The 14156-nt window shown below is 63.9% G+C and carries 12 protein-coding genes and 5 pseudogenes; 6 read left to right on the top strand and 11 right to left on the bottom strand.

Annotation, left to right across the window (positions count from 1 at the left end; genetic code table 11):
• A pseudogene (locus tag ACYCUK_RS20075) lies at positions 1-161 on the bottom strand (IS701 family transposase); the annotation flags it as partial.
• A gap of 362 nt (positions 162-523) precedes the next feature.
• Here ACYCUK_RS20075 and ACYCUK_RS20070 point away from each other — a divergent pair.
• Positions 524-880, top strand: coding sequence for a hypothetical protein (locus ACYCUK_RS20070; protein ID WP_461596421.1), 357 nt, complete (start codon positions 524-526; stop codon positions 878-880).
• A 171-nt stretch (positions 881-1051) separates the two neighbouring features.
• On the opposite strand, the gene ACYCUK_RS20065 is transcribed toward ACYCUK_RS20070, so the two are convergent.
• The 9 genes and pseudogenes from ACYCUK_RS20065 to ACYCUK_RS20025 form a co-directional block, all read right to left on the bottom strand.
• A complete protein-coding gene (locus tag ACYCUK_RS20065; RefSeq protein ID WP_461596420.1) occupies positions 1052-4216 on the bottom strand; it encodes a bifunctional diguanylate cyclase/phosphodiesterase in 3165 nt (1054 codons plus the stop codon).
• Positions 4217-4336: 120 nt separating this feature from the next.
• A pseudogene (locus tag ACYCUK_RS20060) lies at positions 4337-4878 on the bottom strand (recombinase family protein); the annotation flags it as partial.
• On the bottom strand, positions 4872-5090 hold the full coding sequence (locus ACYCUK_RS20055) for a hypothetical protein (RefSeq protein ID WP_461596419.1): 219 nt from the start codon (positions 5088-5090) through the stop codon (positions 4872-4874). The gene ACYCUK_RS20055 and the pseudogene ACYCUK_RS20060, both read right to left, overlap by 7 nt.
• 36 nt (positions 5091-5126) lie before the next feature.
• The gene (locus ACYCUK_RS20050) at positions 5127-5525 is read right to left on the bottom strand and encodes a type II toxin-antitoxin system HicB family antitoxin (protein WP_461596418.1); all 399 of its coding nucleotides are present in this window, start codon (positions 5523-5525) and stop codon (positions 5127-5129) included.
• Positions 5522-5720, bottom strand: a pseudogene (locus tag ACYCUK_RS20045) (type II toxin-antitoxin system HicA family toxin). The gene ACYCUK_RS20050 and the pseudogene ACYCUK_RS20045 overlap by 4 nt, the downstream one beginning before the upstream one ends.
• 292 nt (positions 5721-6012) lie before the next feature.
• A complete protein-coding gene (locus ACYCUK_RS20040; RefSeq protein WP_461596417.1) occupies positions 6013-6579 on the bottom strand; it encodes a DUF4865 family protein in 567 nt (188 codons plus the stop codon).
• Between the two features lie 22 nt (positions 6580-6601).
• Positions 6602-6907 (bottom strand): tautomerase family protein, encoded by a 306-nt coding sequence (locus ACYCUK_RS20035; RefSeq protein WP_461596416.1) that lies wholly within the window; start codon positions 6905-6907, stop codon positions 6602-6604.
• Positions 6908-6947: 40 nt separating this feature from the next.
• A pseudogene (locus ACYCUK_RS20030) lies at positions 6948-7004 on the bottom strand (hypothetical protein); the annotation flags it as partial.
• A gap of 40 nt (positions 7005-7044) precedes the next feature.
• On the bottom strand, positions 7045-7365 hold the full coding sequence (locus ACYCUK_RS20025) for a carboxymuconolactone decarboxylase family protein (protein WP_461596415.1): 321 nt from the start codon (positions 7363-7365) through the stop codon (positions 7045-7047).
• 116 nt (positions 7366-7481) lie between these two features.
• Here ACYCUK_RS20025 and ACYCUK_RS20020 point away from each other — a divergent pair, with 116 nt between their 5' ends.
• The 5 genes and pseudogenes from ACYCUK_RS20020 to ACYCUK_RS20000 all read left to right on the top strand — a co-directional run bounded on the left by ACYCUK_RS20020 (position 7482) and on the right by ACYCUK_RS20000 (position 13830).
• Complete coding sequence (locus tag ACYCUK_RS20020) at positions 7482-8348, top strand: LysR substrate-binding domain-containing protein (protein WP_461596414.1); 867 nt, start codon at positions 7482-7484, stop codon at positions 8346-8348.
• Between the two features lie 255 nt (positions 8349-8603).
• On the top strand, positions 8604-11975 hold the full coding sequence (locus ACYCUK_RS20015) for an EAL domain-containing protein (RefSeq protein ID WP_461596413.1): 3372 nt from the start codon (positions 8604-8606) through the stop codon (positions 11973-11975).
• A gap of 10 nt (positions 11976-11985) precedes the next feature.
• The gene (locus ACYCUK_RS20010; protein WP_461596412.1) at positions 11986-12423 is read left to right on the top strand and encodes a hypothetical protein; all 438 of its coding nucleotides are present in this window, start codon (positions 11986-11988) and stop codon (positions 12421-12423) included.
• 201 nt (positions 12424-12624) lie between these two features.
• Positions 12625-12974, top strand: a pseudogene (locus ACYCUK_RS20005) (ATP-binding protein); the annotation flags it as partial.
• Positions 12975-13065: 91 nt separating this feature from the next.
• A complete protein-coding gene (locus tag ACYCUK_RS20000) occupies positions 13066-13830 on the top strand; it encodes a tetratricopeptide repeat protein (RefSeq protein ID WP_461596411.1) in 765 nt (254 codons plus the stop codon).
• Between the two features lie 66 nt (positions 13831-13896).
• Here ACYCUK_RS20000 and ACYCUK_RS19995 read toward each other — a convergent pair.
• A partial coding sequence (locus ACYCUK_RS19995; RefSeq protein ID WP_461596410.1) for a hypothetical protein occupies positions 13897-14156 on the bottom strand: 260 nt, incomplete at its 5' end.

Below are 14156 nucleotides of genomic sequence, written 5' to 3'. Positions count from 1 at the left end.
ACGCCGGGTCGATGTGCGCGGCCATCGGCTCCACGCTCTTGCGCTGCGGCGGGGCGACATCGGTCCGGTGCCGTACCCGCGCAATCCGGCGTGCCGGTCTGCATGGCCCAGGCCTTCGTTCCGATGGCCATGGACCGATCCAACTCTTGCAGTTCGTCCATCAAGGTCCACCTTTCACTTGAAGATGCGCGAATCATGCCTTTTTTATAACACAGTAAGACTATCTGGCTGTTCGGGAAGGTCGCCTCTGTGCGGCGCAAGTCCGAAATGGTCCTGGTCTGGAGCGCTTGATCATGACAGCTGTCCGAACCAGTGGGGGGCTGGTGGGTGGTTCTGGGGGCGCGGTCAAACTTGAAGGCCGTCATGGCGCTTTGGTGCTTTTGATTGCCCCTCTGCGCGCAGCATCGCTGGGGTTCGGTCTGATGCAGCCAGCAGCCGTCATCCTTTTTGCGGATCCGCGCATGCGCACGCCAAGATTCCTGAACAAAGGATGCGGGAGGCGTTTCGGTTGACTCCAGCCAAGATGCGATTACTCGTCGCCTTGCTGAATGGTCAGAAACTTGCAGAGTATGCAAACGTCGCCAGCATCACCTATGGAACGGCGCGGCTACACCTCAAGCGACTGCTTCAAAAAAACAGGTTGTCACAGTCAGGTGGATTTGATTCGAGCAGCAACGCAAAACCCGACGGATCGCATTTGGGAAATCTTCAACGCATGCATCGGGAGCGATGGATCGAACGCGACGCGCTGAACCCAAGAGGCCCGTTCTTAAACGTCTCAAAAACGGTCGTGAAAGATTCGTCTGGTGGAGTCTATTGGCGAACACACGAGCTGCAAAAAACAACACGTCTCGAGCAGTGCCGCGCGCAGTCCGCGTAGACGATCAACGCGCATGTTTGCCCCACCGCCGGCTATGGAGGCCATCCCTCTCCCGTATCGCAATCCGCCGTCGTTGATCGGCGTTCGTCCGAGCGTGGAAGGATGCAAGCAGTGAGGCTGCCGATGCGATCCCGCGAAGGCGCACCTGCGAGGCGTTGAAAAAATGCCTCCTCATGCCTCCTCCCCGGATTGAAAGACGAAAACGGCCGAAGCTTGCGTGCGCAGCGCCAGTTCCCAGAACGACTGACGCACCGCCTCGCTCAGGGCCTGCAACTGGGATTCGAGCGCCACGCGTTCGTTGACATGCTCGATCCATTGCCGGGTGCGCGCGTGCAACTCCAGATGCTGTTGCGTCAGTCGCAGAAAACCGGGGCTGTGGCTGAAGCGCCCATCGTGCCGCAGGCACCACCGACCGAGAGCGCAGCGCAGGTGCGCATCGGGCGCCAGAAGTTGCTCGCGGGCCACGGCGTCCAGGCTGCCGGAGAGCAGTAGGCGCAGGATGGTGCCCAACGACACGATGGCCTCGATGCCGTCTGGCCCCAGAGCATTGGGCCGGCCGAGGTCTGCGGCCCAGGGAAGAAGCTGGGGCCACTGACGCAGCCATCCAGTCAGTTCAGCCGCGGGCATCGGCCGCGCCACGGCATAGCCTTGCAAGTGCACGCAGCCCATGGCCACCAGCACCTGGGCTTGCTCGGGCGTTTCCACACCCTCCGCGACCACGCGAACACCCAACATCTGGGCGGTGTGCACCATCCCGTAAGTGATGCTCAGGTCTTTGGCGTCTTGCAAGATGTCGCGGATGAAGCGGCGGTCGATCTTGATGGTGGAGACGGCCAGATCCTGCAAGTGGGTGAGGCTGGCGTTGCCGGTACCGAAGTCGTCCAGGCTGACCTGCACGCCCAGTAGCCGGCAGGCTTCGATGCGCGCGCGCACCGTGTCGCTGTCCAGCATGGCGCCGCGCTCGGTCAGTTCGAGCACCAGGGATTGTTCGGGCAAGTCGGGGTGGCGCTGCAACACCTTGCGTACATCGTCCAGAAATGGCGCGCTCAAGAAATGGCGGGGGCTGATGTTGACAGCCAGCCCAAGTGTCTGGCCGTCGGCATGCCAGCGCTCCAACCAGTCGGCGGCTTCATCCAGCACCCAGCGGCCGATGCGTGTACTGATACGCGCGTCATCCAGGACAAACTCGAAGGCCGCCGCCGCATGCACTTGACCCTCGGTATCGCGCAGGCGCAAGAGGGCCTCGGCCTGGGTGACGACGCAGGAATGGCCCGGGCTGTCTGCACGCATATGGAGGATGGGCTGAACGAACAGTTCCAGCCGGTGTTCCTGCAGCGCCTGCTCGATCGCCGCGACCCAGGCCTCACGCTGGTCCATCGCCGCTTGCATCTCGGCGCTGAACACCCGGGCCTGATTGCGCCCGGCCGCCTTGGCTGCGTACAGCGCCATATCCGCCTGGCGCATCAGGGTCTGGGCGTCCTCCGTCGCGGTGCGCACCGCAAGTCCCAGCGACAGGCGGACCGAAAGAAGCTGGCCATCCAGGTCAAACGGTTCGCGCATCGCCGTCATGATCCGGCCGGCCACGCGTTGCAGGCGCGCGGGATCCTGGTCGTGGTGCAGCAGCATGGCAAACTCGTCGCCGCCGATGTGTGCCAGGAAATCCACGCCGCGTTGCTGGAACGATGGATTGGAGCGGCGCAACACGTGCGCGAGACGGGTACTGACCTCGCGCAGCAGGATGTCACCCGCTGCATGCCCGAGGCGGTCGTTGATGGTCTTGAAATCATCCAGGTCGGCAATGCCCAAGGCCAGGCCGGACCGGTTGCTGTGCAAGGTTGCATCCAGCAGCGACTCGAAGCTGCGGCGGTTGGGCAACCCGGTCAGCGGATCGCGCGCGGCCAACTGGCGGATCTGGTCTTCCTGACGCTTTTGTTCGGTGACATCCTGAATGGTCCACATCGCACCAATGGAATGCCCCTGCTTGTCCAGCAAGGGGTGGTAGTGCCGCAGCATCACGCGGCCGTCGGTGAACCACACCTCGTCGATGGCCGATTGGTGCTCATGGAACAACACTTTGACCTGTGCCAGCGCGTCACGGCCGCCCACATGCAGGGGCTCGACCAGGTCCCAGATCGCGCGCCAGGTTCGGCCGATGAGTTCGCGCGGATGGGTGGTGATCCCCAGCATGCGGGCAAAGCCGCCGCTGCAGTACTGCACCCGGCCGTCACTGGCGAACACGAGGACGCCGCTGGGCAGATCGTTGAGGATGCGGATGAACTGCTCGGCAGCTTGTCCACGCTCGGCGGCGGCCTGCTCGGCCTGACGCAGCAGCATCTGCGCTTCGCGGATCCAACGACGCTGGATCGCGAGTGACCAGAACAGCAGGGAGGTCAAGGCCAAGGCCACGGCTGCAGTCGCCGCCAACGGCATGCGGACCTGGCTCCACCAGGCGGCCCGCAGCTCGGCGCGGGGCAGCACGGCGAACGCCACCAGCGGGAAGCCCTCCAGCCGCCGGAATGCGCCGACATAGGGTTGGCCGGAGGCGTCGGCGTTCAGCGCTCCTGCGATGACGCCGCGCAGGCTTGCCGGATGCGCCGCGATCGCCTGGTGAATCGCGCCTCTGTGGGGCGTCGTGAAGAAGGCGTTGAGGTCGCCCTTGGAAGGCAGCGGCCAGCGGCCGTACCAATAGCCGCGCTCGTCCTGCACCCCGAGTTGCAGATCCTGGGACCAGCCGCTATGGGGCAGCATGGAGCGGTAGAGCGCGTTCTCGGTGGCGACATTCAAGCCCCCGACGAGATAGAAGCGCACGCCTTGCGGGCCTGTCACGGCACGGCCGATGTGCAGCACCAGGGTCTGGGTCAGTGGGCTGATGATGGGATGCCACAGGCGCATCTGACCGGGATGGGCGCGCAGATCGGCCAGGAAGGCGCGCAGTTGCGGCTTGGCGTTCAGGTCGATGTCGGGCCCCTGTGTGGGCAAGGCGGTGCTGGCGAGAAGGTGACCATCGGCAGCGACGAGGTTCAGCGCGTCGAGCCCATGCAGGGCACGCTGGACATTCAGCAGCATGGCGCGCGCGGCGACGGGGTCGTCTGTGGGGTCGGCGGTCTGGATCTGCTCACCCAGGAAGTCCAGCGCCTGGGCATACCTGACGAGATGATTGCGCACCGCCACCCGGGTGAGTTGGGTGGTATCGGTGAGTTGCTGGGCGGTGTTGCGCTTCTGAGCGTCCCACGCCGCCATCAGATACCAGGATGTGCCGGCGATGAGCGCCGCCATGACGGTGGTGAACACCAACAAGGTCTGGGTCCGCAGGCGACTGTCCTGGAGCGTGGGCATGCGTGCAGGCGGTGTGTCGGTGTGTGGAAGTTCTGGGGTTTAGGACGGCGTTCGCAGGGTCGTGGGTCCAGCCGTGTTCGGGCCGTCCCCGTCTTGCGGGCTTGGCGCCGTGGCGTGCCTCGCCGGCACCCAGCGATACAGCGTGGGGATGGACACCCCGAGGGACTGGGCCACGTCCTTCGCCGGCGTGCCCTGGGCCAGGAGGGTCCTGGCGGCTTCGATCTTGGGGGCCGTCATCTTGCGCAGCCGGCCACCCACGCTGCCCTGCCGGCGCGCAGCAACTCGGCCGGCGCGGGTTCTCTCGGCAATGAGCCCACGCTCCATCTGCGCCAGGCTGGCCATGACGTGGAAGAAGAACCGTCCCGAGGGGCCGGAGGTGCCGATGGCATCCGTCAGGCTCCTGAACTGGATGCCTCTGGACTGGAGCGATTCCACCAGCTCCATCAGGCCCTTGACGGTGCGCCCCAGACGGTCGAGCTTCCAACCACCAGGGTGTCGCCCTCGCGCAGCACCTCCAGGGCTGACGACAAGCCAGGGCGTGCGGCGCGCACGCCGCTGATCTGGTCTTCATAGACCTTGGCACAGCCGGCCGCCTCAAGCGCCTGGCGCTGCAGGTCGAGGTTCTGGTCCTGGGTGGAGACGCGGGCGTAGCCGATCAGCATGGCTTGGCCTGTGGGGCCACGTTGGCCAGCTTCTGCCGGCCTTCCATGTCATAGCCCTGCCGGTGCGCCTCGCCCTCGGTGTAGCCCGAGCTGAAAACCAGGCCGTCGAGCTCAGGCGGAGTGCTGTTGGAGCGGCCTTCCAGGCCAGCGGCATAGCCCGCCTGCCAAGCCTGGTGATCCATGCTGACGACGACGTGATGCGGGGTGGCCATGGCGACTCTCCTTTTCAGGAAGATGCGCGGGGGTTTTCAGTGCTGAGCGCCGATGACGGCACAGCGTGCGATATAGCCCGAGCGCGATTCGCCGGCGGCACGCGCCGCCGCGTCAATGCGGCGCAACACCCGTGCGGGCAGGGTGATGTTGATGCGCTCGGCACGATCCGACAACCTCGCCAGATCCACCTGCACCACGGCCCAGATCCAACCGGCAAACTCCGCACGGGCCTGCAGCTCGGCAATGGACGACGGAGCGGGAATCGCGCCCCCATCGTCCATCACGGTTTCCAGCCACAGCTCGACGGCTTCATGGGCGTTGGTGATGGCTTCGTCCAGCGTATCGCCCGCAGAAAAGCATCCCGGCAGATCGGGCACCACCACGCCGTAAGCGTGGCTGCCGTCACCGGGTTCGATCGCAATGGGGTAGTTCATGGTGCAGTCCTCGATTTCAGGCCGGCCTGCTTGATCAGCTTGTGACTCAAGCCCACGCCCAGATCCTTCTTGGGATGCGGCACGCTGATGTGCCCGGGCTTTGTTCGGGTGGGTGTAAATGTGATGCGAGCCTTTGGCGGCCCGCGACACCCATCCATCGGCCAGAAGCAGCTTGATCAGGTCGGCGCTGTTCATCGTGTGTATTCTACACACGACAAGCCAGAATCAGCGCAAAAACCTCTCGGAACTCACCCTCATCCTAAACAATCGAGAAAGACCAATCAGGACGAGATTTCGAGAACCGCAAGCCGTTGATTCGTCGTCAGCGCGGCGGGCAGGCTTGCGGCTTCTCGATAACGGTGCCATCGAAATTCCATCATGGGGGCAATCGGCATTTCGGATGGCGCAGGAATTCAAGCCGCACGACCTGCGCCTTACGTCCGGCCTTGATGATGATTTTCTTGCGCGATTTGGCGAGCCCCATGGATTACGCTGAGATCGAAAGGTGATCGACCTCATAGGCCTGCGTCCCTTCTTTGTCCATCGCATCGCGATATTGGGGCCAAAGCCGGAAGCGCACCAGAGTCCACAATGCGGGATCGAAACCCACGACGGCTCCCAATGCGCCCTTTTCTTCGACATCAACCGCGATGCTTTCAGTCTCGGCCATCTGCAGATCCGAGAGCGCGGTGTAGGGCGCAATCGGGACGATTTCGCGCGTTGCACAAACCGCATCGGCCATCGTCGGCAGCAAGCGCGAGTGCCACACCGACCAGGTCTTGACCGAGGGCCAACCAAACGACGCGGTCAGGGCTGCAAAGCCGCTCCCGCCGAGAAAACTGTTCATCCCCTCATTGCTGTCCCACAAATAGAACGGTGCATACAGGTTTTCGGAGGCATGGCGACGCCCCTCGTCGCGGCTGGCCTGTAAAAAGGCCTTGAACACCAACAAGGGGAAGCCGTCCATCAAATGCCCCTTGGTCGCGATCCGCTGCCGAATGATCGACATGTCGTAATCGCCCGGGAGTGTGAAACTGTATTGCATCGCCAACATGCTGCCCTCCGTTCTGTGCGTGTCAGGCATCGACGGCCAGGGTCGCGATGCCATTGCCAAATGACCATTCGTCGGCGTCGGTGGTGTTGATGACCACCATCACGTCCTCGCGGCGAATGCCTGGCGCTTCTTCCAACAACTCGACCAGCCGCTGGTCAAAGGCCTTCTTGGTGTGCGTGCTGCGTGGCCGACCTGCGGTGATGGCGATCAGCACATAGTCGTCGCTGCGGGGGCCACACAAGTAATGCCGGTCGAACACGAGTTCGTCCGGCGCAAGCTGGTGAAAGATCTGGAAGTGGTCTGCATTGGGGACATCGATTGGGAACATCGAATGCCTCCACAAGGGCGCGGTGCAGGTTGTCGGAGAGCGCACGGCGGTACTCGAGCGACTTGCCTTTCAGCAGCGAGATGCGGGCATAGGGCATGGCGCGAAGGTTCCTGGGATCGGTTGGAGGGTTTGCGCGTTCAGGCCTGGCTCGTGGTGGCGTTCAACAACTGGATCGCCGAGGCCGCAGTCGGCCAGCCGGAATAGAACGCCAAGTGCGTGATGATCTCGGTCAGTTCGTCCTTCGTCACGCCATTCTCAAGGGCGTAGTTGAGATGGAACGGCAACTGCTCCAGCCGGTACATGGCCACCAGCGCGGACACGGTGACGACACTGCGGTCACGTTTCGACAGTTCGGGCCGTTCCCAGATGTCGCCAAACAGAACCTCATCCGTCAACTCTGCCAGCTTGCGGGCGTCCTGGCCCATGGCGCGTTGCCCAAGGCTCTCTGCTGTACTCATTCGGGTCTCCTGCGTTGACAAGCGAAATGACTTGTCAGCGGAACGATAGCAGGCCAATATGATCCTGAAAATCAATTAATATTGGATCGATAGTTCCAAATAAATGGATCATTGACATGCGGCGCATGACGTTTGATCTGGATGTCCTGCGCAGCTTCGTGCTCGGCATCGAGCTTGGGAGTTTTGCCAAGGCGGCTGACCGCCTTGGACGCTCCACCTCCGCCGTGAGCGCTCAACTCAAGAAGCTCGAGGCGCAGGTGGATGTCGCCATCGTGCGAAGGTCTGGTCGTTGCCTGGTGCTCACGCCGACCGGCGAAACGCTCTTCGGCTACGCCAAGCGCCTGCTCGCGTTGAATGACGAAGCGTCGACCGCCGTGCGGGGCGTCGACCTTGAAGGCCGCGTGCGGCTTGGCCTGCAGGAAGACTTCGGCGAGCATCTGCTGACCGAGGCGCTCGGCAGTTTCGCCCGCGCCCATCCGCGCGTCCGCATCGAAGCGCGGATCGCGCGCAATGCCGAGTTGCTCGAACTGGTCAGCAGTGGCCGTCTTGACCTCGCGCTTGCCTGGGAATCCGGGTGCGGCTCTCCGCATAGCCAGTGCATCGCCGAGTTGCCCCTGTGCTGGATCGGACAAGCGGATGGGACGTGGCCGCCCAACGGAGAGCCCCTGTCTCTGGTCGCCTTTGAATCGCCATGCCTGATGCGTAGCGCGGCGACCCATGCCCTTGACCAAGCCGGCATTCCCTGGCGCATCGCATTCACCAGTCCAAGCCTCAGTGGGGTTTGGGCAGCCGCGGCAGCAGGGCTGGGCATCACGGTTCGAACCCGGATCGGCCTCCCGGCAAACTTGTCGGTACTGGAGGGGCTTCCCGATCTGCCCAAGGTGGGTTTGGTCCTGCATTGGGCTGAAGCCGCATCAGCCATGCCGGTGCGTCATCTCCGAGCGATTCTGCTTGGCGTCCTGAGCGAGGCAATACCACCATGATCTTTGAACGCCTGGACGAGAACCACACCATGAATTCGCTCCGGCCCTGGATCGGCTCGTCGGCGGGAGATTCTCGATAACAGCGGATTGTGGCTGGGCTTTATGTGAAGTAGTTCACGGCGCAGCCCAATGAATGCGATCGCGGCGAGGGTCAGCGCAGACAGAGCATCTATGCTTCAAGCGTGGAGTGCCCCAGCGGTTTGAAGCGCACCCGCTGAGGTTTTGTAGCCGTTGTGATGTTGCGTCGAGGCCCGCATGAAAACCATCAGAATCTTCATCATGACAGGCTCCGTCTTGGTTTCGGCCCTGTTTTTCGGCAGCGCCTATTTCATCGTTTCGCATGCCTTCACCCGCGCCATTCAAGGAAACTCCCTCCGCACGTCGCGCGTCATGGCCCAGTCCACCTTCAACTCGATGTTCCAGTTGATGAGCACCGGATGGACGCACGCCCAGGCTGAAGCATTCCTTCACGCCACCGACGGGGCCATGAAGCATTCCGATTTCACCCAGCAGATCTTCCGCGGCAGCATCGTCTCCGCGCGCTTCGGCCCCATCCCGCAAGCCCCCGTGGATGCCGCGGTCGCACAGGTGTTCCAGACCGGCCAGCCGGAGCAGGAGGTCAGCGGAAACAGCACGCGCTATGTCTTTCCGCTGCGTGCAGAAACACAATGTCTGCGCTGTCATGCCAACGCCCAGGTGGGCAACGTGCTCGGCGTCATCGACGTCCGCCAGAATCTGGCCCCGTCCATCCAGGCCGCACGGCGTGATTTTTTCGATTCCATGCTGTGGGTCTTCCCCTTTCCGATCCTGGGCGCTTTCCTGTTGGCGGTCTTCGTGGACTGGCGCATCGACCGATCCATGGGCATGCTCAAGCGCAGCATGGACCAAATCCATCAAATATCGGATTTGAGATTACTCCGATTTCAACCCATCGATTTGTGGTTTTCCGACCTCAACGGCATCTTTCGTCAAATTGGCCAACTCATCGACAAGCTCCGGGGCATCGCCATCGAAAAGGACTTCCTGGCCGACCATGATGCCCTCACCGGCCTGCCCAACCGCCGGGGGCTGCTGGAACATCTCTCACGCACGCTGGCACGCGCCCGTCGTCACGGCGGGCGCGTGGTGATCGGCATGCTCGACCTGGATGACTTCAAGCCCATCAATGACACCTGGGGCCATGCGGCGGGCGATGCGCTGCTGCGCGAGCTCGGCCGCAGACTCCAGGCAGCTTTGCGCGAAACCGATCTGGTGGCGCGTCTGGGCGGCGATGAATTCGTGGTCATCCTCGAACAAATGCCCGAAGCCGGCGATCTGCCCTCGGTCCTGGCGCGCCTGGAATCGGCCATCACCGCGCCCTATGCCCTGCCGGACGGGCACGAGGCCCGCATCGGCCTGAGCCTGGGACTGACGCTTTACCCCGAAGACGCCGCCGAGCCGGAAATTTTGCTGCGTCACGCCGATGAAGCGCTCTATGCCATCAAGGAGCGCAAAACCACCCGTCAGCAAGGCTGGATGCTGTGGCACGCTCTACCAGCCCCGAACCAACCCAGCGAAGACGATGCGCTGGTCGTGCCCGTTTATGGACAGGGGGCATCGGCGCTGTTGACCCGTGTGCGGGAACCGCTGCTGAGCGCCACCTCGGCGTTCGTCACGACCTTTTACGCCACCCTGGCGCTGCAAGCCGAAGCGCAAGTCATCCTGCAGCGCTTGAGCCCCGATGAATTCACCCATCTGCGCGAGCGCCAACATCAACATCTGGGACACATTCTGGCCCCCGATCTGACCGAAGCGGCGCATCGACTGAGCGCGCACCGCCTGGGGCGCATCCATGCCCTGATCGGGCTGGACCAGGGCGCCCTCATCGAGGCCATGCACCTCTATCTCGACACCTTGAAGCAAGAGATCGGCAAACTGAATCTCAGGCCCTTCGAACGCAATCATTTGGTGAATCTGCTGTCGCGCCGACTGCTCACCGAGATGGAAGAGCAGATCAAGGGCGAGATGGACGTCACGCAAAGTCGCGAGCAACTGCTGTTGTCTCTGCATGCCCAGAAAACCGCGGCGTCCAACTGGCCTGACTTCATGCGCACCGTGGTCGATCAATTGGTGGGCCTGGAGGGGATGCAAGGCGCCGGTGTTGCCCGGCCCGATAGCGGTGGACAGTTCGTCTTCGAATACACCGCCGGGGGGTTCGAGCCCTATTTACAGGCCATCGACCAGCGCCACCTGATGCCGCGGGTGACCGATCCTGGCACGCACGCCCAGCAACTCGCCTACTTGCGTGCCTGGCGCAGCGAAACGATCGAGACGACGACCAGCTATGCCGGCAACCCCGCCATGGCCGGTCTGCATGACGCCGCCCAGGCCGCCGGCATTCGCAGCAGCGCGGCAGTCCCGCTGAAGGATGCGCAGGGCCATGTGTTCGCCGTGCTGATCCTGTTTGGCCGCTACCCCGGCGTGTTCGAGACCCCCTCGGCGCGAACGTTTCTGGCGGCCCTGGGCCTGCTGGTGAGCGAGCGGCAACATGAGACCTCGCGGGAACAGCGATTCGCGCCGATCTCCGCCGAACGCCGGCATGCGCTGCGGGATCGCCTGTATCGCGGGGCTCTGGAGCTGCACTACCAGCCGGTGGTGGATTTGCGCTGCGGCAAACCCGATCTGGTCGAGGCCCTGGCGCGCCTGCGGCTGGAGGACGGCACGCTGGCCAGTCCCGCGGAGTTCCTGCCCGGATTCGGCGCGACGGAGCTTGTGCGCCTCTTTCGGGATGGATTGCACCAGGCCCTGACCCAGCTTCAAGCTTGGGACGCGCAGGGGTTGAAGCTTGTCGTGAGCCTGAACCTGCCCCCAGCCGTGCTGATCCATCCCGATTGCTCCACCTGGGTGCAACAGGCCTTGCAGGAGCGTGGCCTGGCGCCGTCCCGCCTGCGTCTGGAGCTGCTGGAAGCCGAAGAACTGTATGACGTCTCCCGGCGGGATGCCGCCATGGCGGCGTTTTCCACCCTCGGCGTGCATCTGCTCATGGATGATCTCGGCGCGGGCTACAGCAGTCTGCTGCGCCTGCGCACGCTGCCCTTCTCCGCGGTGAAGATCGATCAGGGGCTGGTGCGCGAGGCTCCGCGGGATCCCTTGCGGGTCATTGGCTTCATTGGCTCGCTGGTGCGTCTGGCGCAGAGCCTGGACTTGCGCGTGATCGTGGAGGGGCTGGAAAGCCCGGCGCTGGTCGAGACCGCCGCCATTCTGGGCGCCACCGCCGGCCAAGGCTATGCGCTGGCGCGTCCGATGCCGGCGGCCGAGGTGCCGGGATGGATGCAGGGTTTCGATCTCCGACTGGATCCGCAGCATCCGCAGACGGCCTTGGGCGCCTTGGCCGGGCACTGGAGCTGGGAGCATGGGGTGCGGTACGCGGGGGCGCGCGCGATGCATGACGAGGGCACTTGTGCGCTGGGCAGTTTCATCGTGTCGCAAGGACTCGGCGGATCCGATCTGGATAGCGCCCACCGGCAGATGCATCAAGCCGCTGTCGAGCACGGGCCCGAAAGTGCCCAGTACCGGCAGTGGGCGCAGAAGGTGGTCGCCGCGCTGATGGCGCTGAGCGGTGGGGCCATGGGGGCACCGACAGACTAAGGAGGCCATCATGGTCTTGTCTTCCGGAAAGTCCTGGGACCCCACGTCCCAGCAGTTCGACTACGACCCCAACGATCCGCGGGTGCAGGAGCTGTTCGCCCAAATCGAGGGCCTGCGGCTGGAGAACCGGGGGCAGTTCAAGCCGGAGCGGGTGCAGCTGCGCGGGGCCGGACATGTGGCGGGGCCGTTGAAGGATGTGCAGGGGGCCCTGATCGTCAACGACGATGGCCAGGGCGCGGTCACCTTGCTGGCCTCAATGCCCCTGGAGGAGCATCAGTCGTGCTTTGTGAGGCGCCATCTGGGGATGCCCGGGGAGAGCGAGCGCCTCTACGATGTGCTGCGCTGCCGCCAGGGAACACGACCCCAGGATGCCGAGAACAGGATCTGGATCGCCTATCTGAAGATCATGTCCCGCGGGGGCATCCAAGCCGATGCGCAACGTCTATGAGCGCTCGCCCAAGGCAAAGGGATGGAGATGGACGCCCGGCCCCGACCCGATGCGGCATCGAGGTGCCCAGTGGAGGCTTCGAAGGCCAGCCCAAGGCCATCACCCAGGCGCTGGAGCAAAAGCGCGCGCGGGCTCGGGTGGAGCATGCGTGTCATATGCTCAAGAATCTGTTCGGTCACAGGAAGACCCAGGCAAAAGACTCTCTGCAATCTGTTCCTGGCACGCCGCATCTCGGATGCCAGCGCCGAGTTGCTGCAGACCGTCGTGCATCAGCGCTACAAGCACCGCCGCAGCGTGATCGTCACCTCCAACCGGGTCGTGCAGGACTGGGGCAAGTATCTCGGCGACGCCACCATGGCCACCACCATCCTCGACCGCCTCATCTCATGCATCGCGCCGCCATGCTGGAGTTCGAGGGCAAGAGCTATCGCCTCAATCGAACGGGTCGGATCCGCAGGCAAGGCAGGGTGAGCGTTCGCGACGCGCATTCGCTACAGTGGTGCGTAGAGAACTGCCGATCGCCTTTCGATGGCATCGATCGCCCTCTTTGAGCGCCCCCAGGGTCGGCTCGCCGACCCGCCCCCCGTGGGGGTCAAGGAAATTTGGGGCGGCCCTGCGTTTCCTTGAGAGATTCGGTTCACGATGCGACACCTACTTCGATCCTGGTTTGCCGTCCCCTTCGCAGCCTTGTTCGCGGCATCGGCTCTTGCGGCGCAGCCGATTCCCCACGACATCCAGACCGCCATCGACGCGGGCCACTATGCGCAAGCCGATCGCGAGATCGCCCAGGTGCTGGCTGCGCATCCGGATTCGGCCGAGGCGCATTACATGGACGCGCGGCTGCTGGCCGACGAAGGCAAGTGGCCGCTGGCCCAAGCGGAACTCAGCCGCGCAGAGACTCTGGCCCCCGCGATGGGCTTCGTGCCCCCGGACGTGCTGGCGGCCTTCAGCCGCCAAGTGCAGGATCACACGCAAGGGGGAGCCGCCCGCTCGATGAGTCCCGGCTTCATCGTCGGGGCGATGGCGTTCGTGCTGATCTTTGTCTATCTCGTCGCGGGGATGTTTCGGGCTCGGTCGCGCCCGATGGCCCTGCCGACCGAAGGCGTGCCGCCCGGGACGCCGCCGCTGGGCACAATGGGTTCTCCGCTGGCAGGACCGACCGCGCCACCTGCGGCAGGCTCGGACCTGCTAGACGCATTGGGAACAGGGCTGGTCGCCGGGGCGGGGTTTGCCGCCGCAGAGGCCAGCGTCGACAAACTGCTGGACCCCGGACAGAACGTTGCGGGATCAACGCCCAAGGTGGACGTCCCACCTGTCGATCCCATCGCCAACGATCAGGATTTCGGCTTGACCGGTGCCAACGACGGGAGCGATGACTCCGTCGATGCGGGAAGCGACGATTCCTGATCGGATGCCTGACCCGCTGCATGCCCAAATCGTGCGATGCGTAATGGAAACAAGTTCATCGAGATGTCAGCGTGAGCGCCGTTTCCGCGGCCGCAACTCCGCCATCACCATGCGCTCGAATGCGTCCAGAGCCGCCTCGGCGTCAAGCTCCACCTCCTGCTCCGCCCACAGCTCCTGCCGACGCATCCAGGCCTTGAGCGCTTTGGGGTTGTCGGCGCGGGCGAGCAGGTCTTCGATGAAATGCCGCGCACCTGACCACGATGCTGGCCTTGGCCAACCGCGTGCCGGTACGCAAGAAACTGCTGGCGATTCATGCCCAAAATGGG

Source organism: Thiomonas sp. (assembly GCF_054608695.1).
The sequence above is the reverse complement of the archived record's forward strand: the minus strand, read 5'-3'. Positions and strand labels throughout refer to the sequence as shown.